The organism is Kitasatospora sp. NPDC001660 (assembly GCF_053596725.1).
Genome location: NZ_JBSFGU010000011.1, coordinates 124,874 through 142,614, shown reverse-complemented (window position 1 = coordinate 142,614; position 17,741 = coordinate 124,874). Strand labels below are relative to the sequence as shown.

Below are 17,741 nucleotides of genomic sequence, written 5' to 3'. Positions count from 1 at the left end.
GTGGAGCCTCACGAAATCCGGGTTTTAGCCGCCCCCGACATCCCCGGGGCACGGCCCCGGAGTCGCCGCCCCTCAAGCGCGGGCGATCGCCTCGTGGTGGCGGATCACCTCGGCGATGATGAAGTTCAGGAACTTCTCGGCGAAGACCGGGTCGAGCTTGGCGCCGGCGGCCAGTTCGCGCAGTCGCCTGATCTGGTCCCGCTCCCGCGCCGGATCGGCCGGCGGCAGCTTGTGCTCGGCCTTGAGCCGACCGACCCGCTGGGTCGCCTTGAACCGCTCGGCCAGCATGTGGACCACCGCGGCGTCGATGTTGTCGATGCTCTCGCGCAGGCTGGTCAGCTCGGCCCGTACGGTGTCGTCCACCCCCTCGGGCAGACCGACGTCGGGGGTCGTGGGGTGGTCCGTCATCGCGGCGGCTCCCGGAAGGCTGGTGGTGGAAACCCGGCCGTACGGCGGCCGAGCTCGGGCCCGGGCCAATCTAACAGGGCCCCCGGGAACGGTCCCCACCGTCGCGCCCGACCGTCCACGATCCGGACAGCGCACGCACCGCCGCACCGCCGGGCGCCCGAAGTGCGCCGGAACGAGCCCGGGCTGCCCGTAGGCTGGTGCGTGCATGACCGGAAGTGACGCATCAGCAGTTCCTCAGTAATGGAGGTACCGATCGTGGCTACGACCCGCACCGCCCGCACCGCCTGGGAAGGCAACCTGCTCGAGGGCAAGGGACGGGTGACCTTCGCCTCGTCCGGCATCGGCGAGTACCCCGTCTCCTGGCCGGCCCGCGCCGAGGAGCCCAACGGCAAGACCAGCCCGGAGGAGCTGATCGCCGCCGCTCACTCCGCGTGCTTCTCGATGGCCCTCTCGCACGGCCTGACCGGTGCCGGCACCCCGCCCACCAAGCTGGACACCCAGGCCGACGTCACCTTCCAGCCCGGCACCGGCATCACCGGCATCCACCTGACCGTGACCGGCGACGTCCCGGGCCTGGACGAGGCCGGCTTCGTGAAGGCCGCCGAGGACGCCAAGGCGAACTGCCCGGTCAGCCAGGCCCTCACCGGCACGACCATCACCCTGACGGCCAAGCTGGCCTGACGCTCCGCCGGAGTCCCCCACCCGACCCCGTTTCCGCTCCCGGCGCGCAACCGGCGCTCGGGGGCGCGGGTTCGGCGTACACGCCCCTGGCACACATCATGTGATGTGTACCGGGGGCGTCTGCATGTACCGCCACGCTTGATCCCAAAGCGGGCGAATCACCCTGGCGGCGGTCACCGCGCGTTGCCGCCGCGTCCTATGATCGGCCGCAGCGCCCTGTTCTTCACGCGGGTGTCCACGCGGTCTCCCCCACGCGGCAGTTCCCCGCCGGGCGCCCCGCGCCGGACCGACCCCGAGGACCGCGACAGAGTGCGGAGCCGGCTGCCGCAGTCCCGGGTGACCGGCCGGACCAGCATCAGGCGTCAGCAGCGGACGGGAGCATGCCGTGCCGGGCCAGAACGAGGGGGCCGACGCACACCACCCAGGGGTGGTCCTGGACGAGCCGCGCGATCCCGGCCCCGTCCCGGGGCCCGGGGCGAGGCCGGAAGCGGGACCGGAGGAGGGGCCAGGGACTGGTCCCGGGGCGGGATCAACGCCGGCGGTCCGGGACGGGGCCCGGGACGTGATCCACGAAGCGGTCCCCGAGGTGCTCCTCTGCCCCACGTGCTCGGCGCCGCTGACCAACCGCGCCCACCCGGCGGACGACGGGACCGACCGGATGCTGGCCGCACTCCGGGCCAGCGAGTCCCGCTTCCGGGCCGCCTTCTGCGACGCCGTCATCGGGATGGCCCTGATCGACCCCGAGGACCGGATCATCGAGGTCAACCCGGCGTTCGCGGCCCTGATCGGACGCGGCGTCGGCGAGCTGGTCCGAACCCACCTGCACGAGATCATCGATCCGGAGGGCATGCCGCACCGGCTCTTCCCCGCACTCGTCCACGGCGGACGCGAACGGTTCCGGGTGGAGAAGCAGCTCAAGCACCGCGAGGGCCGCACGGTCTGGAGCAAGGTGACCGCCTCCCTCATCCGGGACGGCGCCGGACACCCCCTCTACACCCTCGCCCTGGTCGAGGACATCACCGAGCAGCGCCGGCTCGGCGACCGCCTCGAGTACCAGGCCCTCCACGACCCGCTGACCCGGCTGCCCAACCGGACCTACTTCTTCGAACGGCTCGACGCCGCCTGCCTCACCGGCGACCCCCGCCCCGTGGACGGGCGCCGCGTGGGCGTCTGCTACCTCGACCTCGACGGCTTCGCCGCGATCAACGAGACCCTCGGCCACCACATCGGCGACCAGCTGCTCATCGCCGTCGCCACCCGGCTGCGCCACGGCTTCTCCGGGCACGACGCCCACCTGGTGGCCCGGATGGGCGGCGACGAGTTCGCCGTCCTGGTCACCGACAGCGCGGGCAGCGACCAGCTCACCGACCTGGCCGCCCGCATCCTCGAAGCGCTGGAGCGCCCCTTCGACGTCGCCGGGCACCGCCTGGCGATCACCGCCAGCGTCGGAGTCGTCGAGCGGTCCGTGCACGAGACCACCCCGACCGACCTGGTCAAGGACGCCGACGCCACCCTCTACTGGTCCAAGGCGGACGGCCGCGCCCGCTGGACCCTCTACGACCCCGACCGCGGCGCCCACCAGCTGACCCGCCAGCTCCTCGCCACCGCGCTGCGCCCGGCCCTGGAGCGCGGCGAGTTCACCATCGAGTACCAGCCGCTGGTCGGCCTCGCGGACGGCGCGGTGCACGGCGCCGAGGCCCTGGTCCGCTGGCGCCACCCCCGCTACGGGACGCTCTCGCCGGACCGCTTCATCCCGCTCGCCGAGGAGTCCGGCGCGATCGTGCCGCTGGGCAAGTGGGTGCTGGAGGAGTCCTGCCGTCAGGCCCGGCAGTGGCTCACCGAGTTCCCCGACACCGAGACCTTCGTCAGCGTCAACCTGGCCGCCCGGCAGATCTGGGACTCCGACATCGTCGCCGACGTGGCCCGGGCCCTCGACCGCACCGGCCTGCCGGCCCGGCTGCTCCAGCTGGAGATCACCGAGAGCGCACTGCTCGGCCCCGGCGGCCGCCCGCTGCAGGCCCTGCAGGCGCTCGCCGACATGGGTGTGCGGATCGCCATCGACGACTTCGGCACCGGCTACTCGAACCTGGCCTACCTCTCCCGGCTGCCGGTGCACGTGCTCAAGCTCGACGGCACCTTCATCGAGGGCTTCCGCGACCCGGCCCCGGCCGACCGCCCCGGCCACCCGGCCCCCGGCACCCGTCGCAGCGACGCCAACGAGCAGATCGTCGGCGCGATGGTCCAGCTGGCCCACACCCTGGGCCTGACCGTCACCGCCGAGGGCATCGAGAACGCCGCCCAGGCCGAACGCCTGCGCCTCACCGGCTGCGACACCGCCCAAGGCTGGTACTTCGCCCGCCCCGGCGAAGCCGAACGCGTGGCCGCCATACTCCGCCAGTCCCGCCCCGACACCCGGTAGTCGGCAGGACCCCGAGCACCGTCCAGCCCGGACGCCCCGGCCCCCCGACGGCCACCACGCGGCAGGACCCACCCCGTACCCGGCAGGTGTCCCGTGCCGAGCGGCCCGGGGCGATTCCGCCACCAGCCGCCGCGGCCACGTACCCGGGAACCGTCCAGGGCTCGGGGCCCCGAGGCGGTCCCCGGCCACGGCGGCAGCCGAACCGGGTGGCGCCGCCGTACCGGTCGGGGCGTTATGCGGTGGCCGTCAGGCCGTAGGCCTCGGCGATCAGACCGTAGGAGCGGAGGCGGGCGTCGTGGCCGTGGATGTGGGAGGTGATCATCAGCTCGTCCACGCCGGTCCGCTTGCGCAGGGCCTCCAGGCCGTCGGCGACCTCGCCCGGGGCGCCCAGGACCACGTTGGCCAGCCAGTTGTCGATGAAGTCCGCTTCGACCGGGCTGTACGGGTAGGACTCGGCCTCCTCCGGCGTGGGGATCGGGCCGGGGGTGCCGCGGCGCAGCCGGAGCATGCCGAGGGCCGCGGAGCGGGCCAGGCGGCGGGCGGAGTCCGCGTCTTCGGCGGCGACCGCGCTCACGCCGATCAGGGCGTAGGGCTCGCTGAGGACGGTGGAGGGGCGGAAGGAGTCCCGGTAGAGGTCGAGTGCCGGGAGGGTGCCGGCGCTGCTGAAGTGGTGCGCGAAGGCGAAGGGGAGGCCGAGACGGCCGGCCAGCCGGGCGCTGAATCCCGAGGAGCCGAGCAGCCAGATCGGCGGGCGCGCGTCGCCGTTGGGGACGGCGGTCAGCCGGGCGTACGGGTGGCCGGCCGGGAAGTCGCCGTCGAGGAAGTGGGTCAGCTCGGCGAGCTGCTGCGGGAAGTCGTCGGCGCCCTCGGCGAGGCCGCGGCGCAGCGCCCGGGCGGTGGCCGGGTCGGTGCCCGGGGCGCGGCCGAGGCCGAGGTCGATCCGGCCGGGGTGCAGGGCCTCCAGCAGGCCGAACTGCTCGGCGATGGCCAGCGGGGCGTGGTTGGGGAGCATGACCCCGCCGGAGCCGAGCCGCAGCGTGGTGGTGTGGGCGCCCAGGTGGGCGAGCAGGACGGCCGGGGTGGAGCTGGCGACGCCGGGCATGCCGTGGTGTTCGGCGACCCAGAAGCGGTGGTAGCCCCACCGCTCGGCGTTCCGGGCGAGTGCGGTGGTCGCGGCCAGCGCCTCGGCGGGGGTGTGGCCGGCGCCGACGGTGGCGAGGTCGAGGATCGAGAGCGGGGCGGGTGCGGTGCCGCGGGCGGTGCCCCGGATCGCGGGGGCGGGCGGTTCGGTGCCGTGTGCCTGCTGGTCCTCGGTGGTCATGCCGCTCGCCTTTCCGTTCCTGCCGGTTGCTGCTTGCCGACCTGGGTCAACCACCCTCCCGCGCCCGCTGTTCCCCGCCCTCGGGGTGTCCCGTGGCACACCGCCCGATCTGCCATCGATCTCCCGTCGGCCTGTCACCGACCGGCCGTTCGGCTGACGCAGAGCCAGCGGCCGGACACGGGTGGCGACTTCACGCCAGAGCGGGAAGTCGCCAGCCGCAGGTGTCGCGATCGACCACCGGAGTCCGGCAGGCTGGTGATCAGGAGCGGGGCATCGATGGGAAACCCCCGCTCCGTCGACAAGGTCGCCGGGCTGGACCAGTTCCGGACGATCCATGCGAGCCCTCGGAGTGGCAACCCCGCTCCGAGGGCTCGTTCCATGTGCGGCCCGTACGCCCTGGCGGCGGCGCGGCTCCGGTGCGGCCGCGGCCCAGGTCCGGCGTCGGCTCCACGCTCAACGAGAAGTGCAGCCCCGTGGAATGTGGTGCGAATCACTCCGCTCGCGACCGCCGTCGACCACTCCGACTTCGCTCCCTGACTGTGATCCCGCGCGCACCCGGGGTGCTTCATGGCATGAAAAGTCGAGGCGCTAGCGTGGACCCCTGCAGCCACCTGCTCCCCCGGGCGGCGTGGAGGGAGTACGGGCCTTGAACTTCGTGGCGGCGATCGGATCCTCATGGATCTGCGCCCTGGCGCTCTGCGCCGTACTCGGCGACGCCCTCCTCCCGTTCCTCCCGAGTGGCACGCTGGTGATCCTGGCCGTGCTCAAGACGGCGCAGATCAACGGCGCCCCGGTGCTGCTCGGCTTGGGCGTGGCGGTGTCGTCGTTCCTCGGCGATCTCCTGCTGCTGCACCTCGCCCGGCGCGGCGCCCCGCTGCTCCAGCGGCGGCTGGCGCGACGCCCCAAGCTCGCGGCGAGCGTGTCCAGAGTGCAGCAGGCCCTGGCCGAACGCCCGCGCGGGGCCGCCGCCGCGATGGTGGTGGTCGCCCGGTTCGTGCCGGCGGGGCGGACCGTCCTCGATCTGGCCATCGGGCACTCCCCCGCCCATCCGCACCGGTTCCTGCACTGGTCGGCACTGGCGGCGCTGGTGTGGGCCGCCTACATCGTGACGCTGGGCTGGCTGAACAGCCACTGGTTCGACACCGCCTGGCTCAGCCTGGCCGTCTCCTGCACGGCCGCGACCGTGGTGAGCACCGCGATAGCACGAATAGTGCGCCGCAATCGGCGACTCGTTGCACTCTGACGGACCCCGGCCCGGCAGCGGTACGGTACTGCCCGACCGAGCAGTTGGCCGCGAAGCGTCACAGGACCGCAACAGAACCCGGATTCCCGCAGCCCGGCAGGGTGCCGCCGACGTGTTGACCCTCGTCGGGTCCGGGCGACCTTTGATCGTCATCCGGTCCACATGACATGCTAACGGCGGAATACTCATCAATTGCCCGATTTGATCGGTAAAGCCCGGCGTCGCCCGCACCACCGGCCGTCGGCACCAGGGGAGACCATGACCAGCATCTCGCGCAGGACCGTGCTCAGTGCCACCGCAGCGACCGCGGCCCTCGGAGCGGTCGCGGCCTGCTCCAGCGGCGGGTCCGGCTCGGGACCGGCCTCCTCCTCGACCGCCACCGGCGGCAACCCCGCCCCCGTCCCGACCGGCACCACCGATCCGACCCAGGCCGTGGTGCCCAAGGGCACTCCGATCGGTGACGGCTCCAACGCGGACACCGGGCCGCAGCCGAACCAGCCCAAGCCCGAGAAGCTCAACCCCGGCGAGCGTCCGCCGCAGTTCGTGGTCTTCTCCTGGGACGGCGCGGGCGGCACCGACGACGGCCAGTTCCCCCGCTTCCTCAAGCTGGCCGAGCAGTACAAGGCCACGATGACCTTCTTCCTCTCCGGCATCTACGCCCTGCCGAAGAGCAAGTCCGACCTGTACCACCCGCCGAAGCACTCGGTCGGCGCCTCCGACATCCCGTACCTGTCGGACGGCGCGGTCAAGAGCACGCTCAAGCTCGTCAGCCAGGCCTGGCTGGCCGGGCACGAGATAGGCACCCACTTCAACGGGCACTTCTGCTCCAGCCGTCCGGACAAGAACGGGGTCAACATGTGGACCCCGGACGACTGGCAGAGCGAGATCGACCAAGCGATCGCGTTCGTCACGCAGTGGCGGACCAACACCGGCTTCACCGACGTCGACCCGCTGCCCTTCGACTACAAGAAGGAGCTCATCGGCGGCCGGACCCCGTGTCTGGAGGGGCAGAAGGCGCTGCTTCCGACGGCGGCGAAGATGGGCTGGAAGTACGACGCCAGTTCCTCGGGCGGTCTGCAGATATGGCCGCAGAAGGTGCAGGACGGCAAGGTCTGGGACTTCCCGCTGCAGTCCATCCCCTTCCCGGGGCACGCCTTCCAGGTCCTGTCGATGGACTACAACATCCTGGCCAACCAGTCCAACGGCAGCACCAAGGGCGATCCGTCCAAGTACAACGACTGGCGCAACCAGGCCCGGGACGCCTACCTGGCCGGCTTCGACCGTGCCTACAACAGCAACCGGGCGCCGTTCTTCATCGGCAACCACTTCGAGCAGTGGAACGGCGGCATCTACATGGACGCCGTGGAGGAGGCGCTCAAGACCATCGCCGGCAAGCCCGAGGTGCGGCTGGTCTCCTTCAAGCAGCTCGTCGAGTGGCTGGAGGTCCAGGACCAGTCCACCCTGCGCAAGCTGCGCACGCTCAACGTCGGTCAGGCGCCCGCCGGCGGGTGGGAGACGTTCCTGGGCGCGGCCGGCTGACGGCCGCACCCGGCGGACGCTACGCGTGCGCGGCGGACAGGCGGTTCGCGATGGCCGGTCACCTACGGGCAGCCGGAGTCGGCGGAGGCCGGACCTCGACCCGAGGTCCGGCCTCCGCCCGTCCATTCGAGGTGCGGGGCCGGCGATGTGCCGGGCGCGTTAAATCCGCGTCACTATCACTTCGGGGTACCGATTTGGCTTGGAACCGTAGGATCTTCACGCTTGCGCACTGATCATTTCTCGGATCGGTTGCAATCACCGTGACCCTCCGGGAGAGTTGAGCACGCCAAGGATCCCGCGCACCCGGAGGGGAAGCTGGGAAGTGCTTCGGGATCCCGCGTTCGAAGCCGGTCACGCAGTGACGCAGATGTAGTCACACAATAAAATTGATTGCTCACGTTTTATGTGACGAACGGCCCGAAAACTGCCCGAACCACCGCAGTTCACCGGGCAGTGTTCTGCCCCGGGCGGCTCCGAAGCGGCGGCGCAGCCAGTCGACGCACGACTCCGGGGGAGCAACCATGACCATGCCGTTCTCACGACGGAACGACGCCGGGACGGCCCACGGCCGCGGCAGCAGCACACGGATCGACGGCGCCCTGGCCGACGTGCCGATCCCCGAAGCCCCTTACGACTACGCCCACTTCAGCCGACTCGCCGGGCCGGCCCACGATCCCGGCGACGGGGTCTACCGGACCGACGCCTGGACCGACACCCGAATACACCCCGGTGCCGACGCCGAGCCCCGGAGCGGCACCGGCACCGGCACCGAGCCGTACCGCGTCCAGTACCGCAGCCTGCTGCGCCGCGAACCGCACCGGATCCGCGCCGCCTTGCTGCTGATGGCCGCCCCGCTGGTCGAAGCAGTGCTGCTGGTCTGGCTGTTGCTGCCCCAGCACTGGCCCGAGCGCCCTGGCGAGACGGACGCATGGCTGCTGACCGCCGACAAGGTGATGATCGCAATCATCGCCGTCGTCGAGGTGTTCCGGCTGGTCAACGTCGTCTCCAACACCCACGCCACCCTCGCCGCCCGCGACCCGGTCCCCGTCACGCCCGAACGCGGCACCCGGGTCGCCTTCCTCACCGCCTGCGTGCCGGGCAAGGAACCCCCGGAGATGGTCCGGGCCACACTCACCGCCGCACGTGCCGTACGACACGAAGGTCCGTACGACGTCTGGCTGTTGGACGAGGGAAACGATCCTGCAATGCGGGCGCTCTGCGCCGAGCTGGACGTCCGCCACTTCAGCCGCTTCGGCCGGCCGCACTGGAACCGGCCCAAGGGCCGGTTTCGCGCCAAGACCAAGCACGGCAACTACAACGCCTGGCTCCAGGCGCACGGCGACGACTACGACTTCTGGGTCTCGGTCGACACCGACCACGTCCCGCTGCCGGACTTCTGCGAGCGCATGCTCGGTTACTTCCGGGACCCCGACGTGGCATTCGTCGTCGGCCCCCAGGTGTACGGGAACTACCGCAGCTCGGGCTCGGCGGTCACCAAATTCTCCGAGAGCCAGCAGTACCTCTTCCACGCGCTGATCCAGCGCGCCGGAAACCGCTACGGCGCACCGATGTTCGTCGGCACGAACAACGCCGTACGAATCAGCGCGCTCCAGTCGATCGGCGGGTTGTACGACTCCATCACGGAGGATATGGCGACCGGTCTGGAGTTCCACCGCAGCCGGAACCCCGAGACCGGTGCGCGCTGGAAGTCCGTCTACACCCCGGACGTCCTGGCGGTCGGCGAAGGACCGTCCTCCTGGACGGACTTCTTCTCCCAGCAACTCCGCTGGAGCCGCGGGACGTACGAGACCCTGCTCACGCAGTACTGGCGGGTGCTCTGGAAGCTCTCCCCCGGACGGCTGCTCAACTACTCGCTGATGGTGTGCTTCTACCCGATGGCGGCGCTGACCTGGCTGCTCGGGGCGGTCTCCAGCGTGCTCTACCTGGTCTTCGGGGCGTCCGGCGTCCACGTCTCCTCGGAGATCTGGATGATGCTCTACAGCGACGCCGCCGCGCTCCAACTCCTGCTCTACACCTGGAACCGCAAGCACAACGTGAGCCCGCACGAGCCGGCCGGCTCCTCCGGAGTCGCGGGCATGGTGATGTCGGCGCTCTGCGGGCCGGTCTACGCGGCCTCGCTGGTGCAGGCGGCGCTGCGCCGGCGCAGCCGCTTCGTCGTCACGCCGAAGGGCGGCTCGGCCAGCCCGGACCGGTTCTCCACCTTCCGGCTGCACCTGTTCTGGACAGTGGTGTTCGGGGCCGCGATCACCGCGTCCTTCTTCACCGGCCACGACCACGTGGCCATGCGCACCTGGGCGGTCATCGCCCTCTTCCTGACGCTGCTCCCCCTGCTGGTGACCGTCTCCGATGCCGTCCGCCGCCGGTGGGCCAGGCCCACGGCCACCCTCACCGTGACCGGGGGCCACCCCTCGGCCACCGCCGTCCGGCTCGACCAGCCCACCGTCCAGCTGCGCAGGCCGGTCCTGCTCGACCCGGCCGCACGCGACCGGGCCGCGCAAGACCAGTCGGGACTCGACCAGCCCACGCTCGAACTCAGGAGGCCGCCACAGCCCCGGCAGGCCGAGCCCTCCACCACCCGCTGAGCCCACCGCTCCGTGCCGAGCCAGCCCACGAGGGGACCAAGCACCGTGAAGATCCACAACACCGGCCGGACCAGGCGCTTCGCCCTCGGCAGCACGGTCGCCCTGACCGTGGCCGGGATGAACGCGCCGGCCGTCCTCGGCTTCGCCTCCGACCAGTACCACCAGTACGCGATCAACCGCCCCGAGTACAAAGCGGAGTACGGCCACTGGCAGACCCTCACCCTGCCCGCCGGGTTCAGGGTCAACGCCGTCCACGCCACGCTCCTGCGCACCGGCAAGGTCCTCGTCGTGGCCGGCTCCGGCAACGACGAGAAGGCCTTCGACGCGGGCACCTTCAAGAGCCTCCTCTGGGACCCGGCGAAGAACACGTACAAGCTCGTCCCGACCCCGGACGACATGTTCTGCGGCGGCCACACCTCGCTGCCCGACGGCCGGCTGCTCGTCGCCGGCGGCACCCAGCGCTACGAGAAGCTGGACGGCGCCGTGAAGAAGGCCGCCGGCACGATGCGCGTGCGCAACGAGAGCCCCGACCGCGCCCGGACGTTCCCCAGGGGCACCGTCTTCGTCGCCCCGAACGGCCGCGAGTACGCCTCCACCGCCGACGTGACCGTCCCGGCCGCGGTGAAGTCCGGCTCGGGCACCCGGACCGTCGTGACGGCCAGCGAGCAGCACGTGTTCGTCGAGGCCGTCGGGGAGGGCAAGGACTACGTCACCGATGCCCGGGCGCAGTACCGGATCAAGGGCCTGACCGGCGTGGACGCCCACAACCTGTACGGCATGAACGACAAGATGACTTTGGAGAAGCAGGAATACCAGGGCATCCGCGCGGCGTACGAGTTCAACCCGGACACCGAACTGTACGAGCAGGTCACCGACATGGCCCACGCCCGCTGGTACCCGACCCTCACCGGGCTCGGCGACGGCCGGGTGGTCACCGTGTCCGGCCTCGACGACACCGGCCAGATCCTCAACGGCAACGACAACGAGATCTACGACCCCAAGTCCAGGACCTGGGCCAAGGCCCCCGACCGCTACTTCCCCACCTACCCGTCGCTCTTCCTGACGACCTCCGGCAAGCTCTTCTACTCCGGTTCCAACGCCGGCTACGGCCCCGCCGACAAGGGCCGCGAGCCGGGCCTGTGGGACCTGACGGACAACGGCTTCCAGCCCGTGCCGGGCCTGCGCGACCCCGGCCTCACCGAGACCTCGTCCTCGGTGCTGCTGCCGCCAGCGCAGGCGCAGAAGGTCATGGTGCTCGGCGGCGGGGGCGTCGGCGAGTCACCGCTGTCCACCGCCCGCACGGACATCGCCGACCTCTCCGCCCCGAGGCCCGCCTTCACCCCGGGCCCGGACCTGCCCGCCGGCGGCACCCGGTACCTCAACAGCGTGATCCTGCCGGACGACACCGTGTTCACCACCGGCGGTTCCAGCGGCTACCGCGGCAAGAGCGGCAGCGACCTGCTCAAGGCGCAGGTCTACCACCCCGGCACCAACACCTTCACCAAGGCCGCCGAGCCGACCGTCGGCCGCGACTACCACTCCGAGGCACTGCTGCTCCCCGACGGCCGGGTCGCCGTGCTCGGCTCCAACCCGCTCTTCGCCGACGACGCCAACACCACGCCCGGCGGCTTCGAGCAGCGGATCGAGATCTACACCCCGGCGTACCTGTACCACGGCGACCGCCCGCAGGTCACCGCCGCACCGGAGGGCGCCAGGCTCGGCAGCACCGTCACCGTCGGTGCCGCACGGCCGGACGCCGTCACCACGGCCAAGCTGATCCGGCCCAGTTCGGTCACGCACGTGACGGACGTGGAGCAGCGGTCGGTGGCCCTGGACATCACGGGACGCACGGCGGACGGCGTGTCGCTCACGTTGCCGGGCAACGCCAACCTGCTGCCGCCCGGCTGGTACATGCTGTTCCTGACGGACGCCGCCGGCACCCCGTCGGTGGCGCGCTGGATCCAGGTGACGGGGTAGTGCACTCGGGGTAGCGCACGCGAAACGGTGTGCCCGGGGGAGGCGGCCCGCCCGCGGAACGGTCAGCGGGCCGCCTTCGCCAGCCCCAGTGCGTACGGCAGCCAGAACTCGCCTGCCCGGGGCTCGCCGCGGCCGCACTCGCCGTCGGACTCCCCCGGGTTCTTGATCCACAGGTAGGCGTCCACCCCGGGTCGGCCGGTCTCGGTGGTCGGTGGCTCGCCGAGCGCACGGCCGGGCGGGTTGCACCAGGAGTCACTGCCCAGCGGGCCGTTGCCGTTGCGGCTGGTGTCGATGACGAAGTGCTTCCCGCCCAGCGCGGCGGACAGCTGCCCGCCGTACGCCGCGTCGCGGTCGGTGCCGTAGAAGTTGGAGACGTTCACCGCGAAGCCGTCCGCGACGGCGATCCCGGACTTGCGCAGCGCGTCCGCCAGCGCCGAAGGATCCTGCGACCAGCCGGGGTTGCCCGCGTCCAGGTAGACCCGCACCTGAGGACGCTTCTTCAACTCCTGGACGGCGAAGGCGAGCAGGCCGTACCGCTCGGCGGCGAGGTCGCCCTTGACGCCGCACGTGTCCAGGGTGTGGGCGACGGCGTCCGGCTCCACGATCACCCACGCCCTGCGGTCGCCCAGCGCCTCCACGATGCCGCTGATCCAGGCCCGGTAGGACGCGGCGTCGGCGGCGCCGCCGGCCGAGTACTGGCCGCAGTCGCGGTGCGGGATGTTGTAGGCGACGAAGACCGGCGTCCGGTCGGCCTCGGCGGCGCGGCGGCTCACCTGCTCCACGATGCTCTGTGCGTTCTGCTCACCGAGCCACTGCGAGGACGGCTGGGCGGCGATCCGCAGCAGGTCGGCCGCCTCCGCCGTCCGGCCCTGTCCGCGCAGGACGGCCAACTGGCGGGCGGCGGAGGTCTGGTCGGAGACGTAGAAGGCCTGGTTCGGGAGTTGGGCGAGACCGCCGTCCGCCTGCACGGACGGCGGCGCGGACGCTGGCGCAGACGTCGGCCCGGCGGAGTCCGGCGGCGCCGCCGAGGGTGTCGGACCGCCCCCCGATCCCGACCCGCCACAGCCCGCCGCACCCGCCAACAGCCCCGTCAGGGCCGCCCCCACGGCCCACCGGACACCCGATATCCGCCCAACCCGGCGCACGTGCCGCCCCTCCCCGGACCGGGTCCGGCGACCCGGTGGGGCACCAGCTAAGCACACCGACCGCAGCCCGGTGGCCACACGCGGTGAACGGGCGGATGGCCGCGAACGGACGGGGCGTCAGGCCCGCCCGTCCGGCCGACCGGTGTGCTGCGGCGTCAGTCCTTCTTGAGGTTCGGGATCCGCCAGTCGATGGCGTCGGCGCCGAACTCGTCCAGCGCAGCGTTGATCTGCGAGAACGGGCGGCTGCCGAAGAACAGCTTGGCGGACAGCGGGGACGGGTGCGCGCCCTGCACCACCACGTGCTTGGTGGTGTCGATCAGCGGCAGCTTCTTCTTCGCGTAGTTGCCCCACAGCACGAAGACCACCGGCTCGTCGCGCTCGCTCACCGCCTTGATCACGGCGTCGGTGAACTTCTCCCAGCCCTTCGCCTTGTGCGAGTTGGCCTCGTGCGCGCGGACGGTGAGCACCGCGTTGAGCAGCAGCACGCCCTGCTCGGCCCAGTGCATCAGGTAGCCGTTGTCCGGGGCGGGGATGCCGAGGTCGGCGTCCAGCTCCTTGAAGATGTTCCGCAGCGACGGCGGCGTCCTGGTGCCCGGCAGCACCGAGAAGCTCATGCCGTGGGCCTGGCCGTCGTCGTGGTACGGGTCCTGACCGAGCACGAGCACCCGGACCTTCTCGTACGGAGTGGCCTCCAGCGCGGCGAACTCCTGGCCGCTCGGCGGGAACACCTGGTGCTCCGCCCGCTGGGCCGCCACGAAGGCCGCCAGCTCGGCGAAGTACGGCTTCTCCGTCTCGGCGCCCAGCACCGCGCGCCAGGACTCGGGCAGCTCCAGCCCACCGCCCGCGCCGGCCTCGACCGCGCTCGCCTCGACCGTGTCCGTCACGACATCTACCTCCCACACCGCGGCCGTTCGGCCGCACGCCCTTTTGCACCCCGAACGCTACACAGGCCCACCGACAGATCACTCCGCAGGAGCGGGGGTGGAGTGTGGGTGTGGTAGGGGTGGGGATGGGGGTGCAGAGGGCACCTCGGGCTCCGTCGCGGCCTTTGCCGGCTCCTCCGGTCCCCCGGTGGAGGTCCGTTCCACCATGAGGTGTTCCACCACGTTGAGCGCCACCAGCAGCACGGCCAGCGTCACCAGTACCGCCAGCGCGGGCAGGCTGACCATCGCGGGCAGCAGGGCCAGCGCCAGCAGCGCCGCGATGAGGCGCGTGGTCGCCACCTTGCGGAACATCATCCACCGGGTGTAGCCGAAGGTCAGCAGGTACAGCCCGCAGCCGCCGTACAGCAACGCCACCGCGCCGGGGCCGAGCGCGCGCCACGGGTCCGCGACCGTCTCCCCGAAGCCGACCGCGACGCCGATCACGCCGGCGACCAGTGTCAGGTGCCCGTACTGGAAGATCCGCCGGACGACGTCCCGGCGCGAGTCGGCGACCTCGACGGCGTGCCGCATGGCGTCCGCCGCGTAGACGAAGTACTGCCACCACAGGCCCACCGAGATGGTGAACGCGGCGGCGACGGCGGTGAGTTCGGCCGCGTCCAGCCGGGCCCGGGCGGCCGTCGCGCCGATCCCGACGATCGACTCGCCGAGTGCGACCAGCAGGAAGGTCGCGAACCGCTCCGGCATGTGCGACGGGTGGTACGCCACGGCCGCGAGCCGCCGCCGGAACAGCACCGGTGCGGCGAGGTCGCACGCCGCCGCCACGGCCCACAGCGCGAGCCGCGGCCCGTCCGGCAGCAGTCCGCCGACCACCAGCAGCGGCCCGCTGACCAGCACCCCGACCCCGTACGGGCCCCGCCAGACGCCCGGCACGCGGGCCAGCAGGACCACCAGCACCACCCGCGCGAGCCAGTACCCGGCGCCGAGCAGCACGCCCCGCCCGCCCCACGCGCCCGGCACGGCGAGCGCCATGAACAGCCCCGCGAGGCCGACGAGCAGGATGCCGATGCGGTCCCGCAGGTTGTCCACGTCCCGGATGTTGGCCTGCACCGTGGTGCCGACCCAGCACCAGTACACCGGCACGAACACGACGAGCGCCTCGGCGACGCCCCTCCCGTCGTGGTGGTGGTGCAGCAGCCCGGAGACCTGCGTGATCGCGAAGACGAAGACCAGGTCGAAGTAGAGCTCGGCCCAGGTGACCCGCTTCTCCTCGACCGCCGGCTCCCCCGTGGTGACCATCCGTCCGTTCCTCCCCACACGTACGAGTTCCGCGCACGAAAAGGGCTCCGCCTCCGGCCGTCGGCCGGAGGCGGAGCCCGATTCGGCACCGCGAACGCTAGACCAGCTCGACCAGGTCCGCGATCGACTTGACCACGCGGGTCGGCCGGTACGGGAAGCGCTCCACGTCGGCCGCGGCGGTCAGGCCGGTGAGCACCAGGATGGTCTCCATGCCGGCCTCCATGCCCGCGACGATGTCGGTGTCCATCCGGTCGCCGATCATCACGGCGGTCTCGGAGTGGGCGCCGGCGGTGTTCAGCGCCTCGCGCATCATCAGCGGGTTGGGCTTGCCGACGAAGTACGGCTCGACGCCGGTGGCCTTGGTGATCAGCGCGGCGACCGAGCCGGTGGCCGGGAGCACGCCCTCGGGGGATGGGCCGGTCTCGTCCGGGTTGGTGCAGATGAACCGGGCGCCCTGGTTGATCAGGCGGATCGCCTTGGTCAGCGCCTCGAAGCTGTAGGTGCGGGTCTCGCCGAGGACGACGTAGTCCGGATTGTTGTCGGTCAGCACGTACCCGGCCTGGTACAGCGCGGTGGTGAGACCCGCCTCGCCTATCACGTACGCGGTGCCGCCCGGGCGCTGGCCCTTCAGGAACTTGGCGGTGGCCAGGGCCGACGTCCAGATGCACTCCTCCGGGACCTCCAGGCCCATGCCAGCCAGGCGGGCGCTGAGGTCGCGCGGGGTGTAGATGGAGTTGTTGGTGAGGACCAGGAACGGCTTGCCGGACTCCCGCAGCCGGCGCAGGAACTCCTCCGCGCCGGGGATCGGCGTGCCCTCGTGGATGAGGACACCGTCCATGTCGGTCAGCCAGGACTCGATGGGCTTGCGGTCTGCCACGTGCGTGTCTCCCGAAGTGTTGCAACGTCTTGCGATGGCCCTGACGCGGCACAGCCTAATCGGCACATCCGAACGACGGCGGCACTGTCCGTTCACCGGAACGGGACCGGTGCGCAGGTGAACGCGGTTCGGTGCGCAGCCCGAGCGCGGGCCGGTGCACAGCCGAGCGCGGGCCGGTGCGCAGCCGAGCGCGGCCGAACGCGGCTGCCGGTCTCCCCCGGAGCGGTCGTGATTGAGTGGGCGCATGAGCTCCGAGACCCCCCGCCCGTTCCGCGTCGGCCTGATCGGCTACGGCCTGGCCGGTTCCGCCTTCCACGCCCCGCTCATCGCCACCACCCCCGGGCTCCGGCTGGACGCCGTGGTCACCGCCAACCCGGAGCGTCGCGCGCAGCTGCACCGCGAGCACCCCGACGCCCGCGCGGTCGACACGCCCGAGCAGCTGCTGGCCGACCCGGACGCGCTCGACCTGGTCGTCATCGCCACGCCCAACCGCACCCACGCCCCGCTCGCCCGCGCCGCCCTGCGCGCCGGGCTGGCCACCGTCGTCGACAAGCCGCTGGCCGGCACCGCCGCCGAGGCGCTGGAGCTGTGCCGGCTGGCGCAGTCGCAGAACGTCCTGCTCTCGGTCTTCCAGAACCGGCGCTGGGACGGCGACTTCCTGACCGCCGCCCGCCTCGTCCGGGGCGGCGCGCTGGGGCGGGTGCACCGGTTCGAGTCCCGGTTCGAGCGGTTCCGCCCCAAGCCGAAGCCCGGCTGGCGCGAGCTCGCCGACCCGGCCGAGGCCGGCGGCACCCTGTACGACCTGGGCAGTCACCTGGTCGACCAGGCGCTCACGCTGTTCGGGCCGGTCGAGACGGTGTACGCGGAGATCGACGTCCGCCGGGACGGCGCGGTCGTGGACGACGACGCGTTCCTCGCCCTCACCCACGCCTCCGGCACCCGCTCCCACCTGTGGACCAGCGCCCTCACCCCGCTGCTCGGGCCCCGGCTGCGAGTGCTCGGCGACACCGCCGGGTACGTCAAGTCCCGCATGGACCCGCAGGAGGCCGACCTCCGCTCCGGCCTCCGCCCCGACGGCACCCGCCCGTGGGGCGCCGACCAGCCCGCGTACTACGGCACCCTGGGCACCGACGAGTCCGCGATCTCCCTCCCCACCGACCCGGGCGACTACCCCGCCTACTACGCCGGCATCGCCGCCGCCCTGGCCGACCCCGGCACCCCGGCCCCGGTCGACCCGCACGACGCGGTCGCCACGCTCACCGTCCTCGAAGCGGCCCGCACCTCGGCCGCCACGGGCACGACGGTCCGCCTGGGCTGACGGGCGGCGCCGTACGAGGCCGGGCTCGAC

The 17,741-nt window shown here is 72.1% G+C and carries 13 protein-coding genes; 7 read left to right on the top strand and 6 right to left on the bottom strand.

What is annotated here, in order from left to right; genetic code table 11:
* Positions 1-72: 72 nt before the first annotated feature.
* Entirely contained in the window at positions 73-408 is a 336-nt protein-coding gene (locus ACWCXH_RS15150) for a chorismate mutase (RefSeq protein WP_449801871.1), read from the bottom strand.
* A gap of 255 nt (positions 409-663) precedes the next feature.
* On the opposite strand from ACWCXH_RS15150, the gene ACWCXH_RS15145 reads away from it, so the two are divergent.
* Together ACWCXH_RS15145 and ACWCXH_RS15140 are read left to right on the top strand one after the other, a co-directional pair.
* Positions 664-1,089: an OsmC family protein gene (locus ACWCXH_RS15145; protein ID WP_449801870.1), complete on the top strand. Its 426-nt coding sequence runs from the start codon at positions 664-666 to the stop codon at positions 1,087-1,089.
* A 562-nt stretch (positions 1,090-1,651) separates the two neighbouring features.
* On the top strand, positions 1,652-3,508 hold the full coding sequence (locus ACWCXH_RS15140; RefSeq protein WP_449801869.1) for a putative bifunctional diguanylate cyclase/phosphodiesterase: 1,857 nt from the start codon (positions 1,652-1,654) through the stop codon (positions 3,506-3,508).
* Between the two features lie 232 nt (positions 3,509-3,740).
* On the opposite strand, the gene ACWCXH_RS15135 is transcribed toward ACWCXH_RS15140, so the two are convergent.
* On the bottom strand, positions 3,741-4,829 hold the full coding sequence (locus ACWCXH_RS15135; protein ID WP_449801868.1) for an LLM class flavin-dependent oxidoreductase: 1,089 nt from the start codon (positions 4,827-4,829) through the stop codon (positions 3,741-3,743).
* A gap of 655 nt (positions 4,830-5,484) precedes the next feature.
* On the opposite strand from ACWCXH_RS15135, the gene ACWCXH_RS15130 reads away from it, so the two are divergent.
* From ACWCXH_RS15130 to ACWCXH_RS15115, 4 genes are all read left to right on the top strand, one after another.
* The gene (locus tag ACWCXH_RS15130; RefSeq protein ID WP_449801923.1) at positions 5,485-6,072 is read left to right on the top strand and encodes a DedA family protein; all 588 of its coding nucleotides are present in this window, start codon (positions 5,485-5,487) and stop codon (positions 6,070-6,072) included.
* 258 nt (positions 6,073-6,330) lie between these two features.
* Positions 6,331-7,611, top strand: coding sequence for a hypothetical protein (locus ACWCXH_RS15125; RefSeq protein WP_449801867.1), 1,281 nt, complete (start codon positions 6,331-6,333; stop codon positions 7,609-7,611).
* A gap of 521 nt (positions 7,612-8,132) precedes the next feature.
* Positions 8,133-10,214, top strand: a complete 2,082-nt coding sequence (locus ACWCXH_RS15120) for a glycosyltransferase family 2 protein (protein ID WP_449801866.1) — start codon at positions 8,133-8,135, stop codon at positions 10,212-10,214.
* A gap of 117 nt (positions 10,215-10,331) precedes the next feature.
* The gene (locus ACWCXH_RS15115) at positions 10,332-12,191 is read left to right on the top strand and encodes a galactose oxidase-like domain-containing protein (RefSeq protein WP_449801922.1); all 1,860 of its coding nucleotides are present in this window, start codon (positions 10,332-10,334) and stop codon (positions 12,189-12,191) included.
* A 62-nt stretch (positions 12,192-12,253) separates the two neighbouring features.
* Here the strand turns inward: ACWCXH_RS15115 and ACWCXH_RS15110 are convergent, their stop codons facing one another.
* The 4 genes from ACWCXH_RS15110 to ACWCXH_RS15095 all read right to left on the bottom strand — a co-directional run bounded on the left by ACWCXH_RS15110 (position 12,254) and on the right by ACWCXH_RS15095 (position 16,393).
* Positions 12,254-13,159 carry a glycoside hydrolase family 6 protein gene (locus tag ACWCXH_RS15110; RefSeq protein ID WP_449801865.1) on the bottom strand — a complete coding sequence of 302 codons (906 nt, stop codon included), beginning with the start codon at positions 13,157-13,159 and terminating at the stop codon, positions 12,254-12,256.
* Between the two features lie 332 nt (positions 13,160-13,491).
* Positions 13,492-14,220 (bottom strand): uracil-DNA glycosylase, encoded by a 729-nt coding sequence (locus ACWCXH_RS15105; RefSeq protein WP_449801864.1) that lies wholly within the window; start codon positions 14,218-14,220, stop codon positions 13,492-13,494.
* A gap of 78 nt (positions 14,221-14,298) precedes the next feature.
* A complete protein-coding gene (locus ACWCXH_RS15100; protein WP_449801863.1) occupies positions 14,299-15,516 on the bottom strand; it encodes a low temperature requirement protein A in 1,218 nt (405 codons plus the stop codon).
* Between the two features lie 97 nt (positions 15,517-15,613).
* Positions 15,614-16,393 carry an HAD-IIA family hydrolase gene (locus ACWCXH_RS15095; RefSeq protein WP_218200445.1) on the bottom strand — a complete coding sequence of 260 codons (780 nt, stop codon included), beginning with the start codon at positions 16,391-16,393 and terminating at the stop codon, positions 15,614-15,616.
* 244 nt (positions 16,394-16,637) lie between these two features.
* On the opposite strand from ACWCXH_RS15095, the gene ACWCXH_RS15090 reads away from it, so the two are divergent.
* Positions 16,638-17,711, top strand: a complete 1,074-nt coding sequence (locus ACWCXH_RS15090; RefSeq protein ID WP_449801862.1) for a Gfo/Idh/MocA family oxidoreductase — start codon at positions 16,638-16,640, stop codon at positions 17,709-17,711.
* The last annotated feature ends 30 nt before the right edge of the window (positions 17,712-17,741 follow it).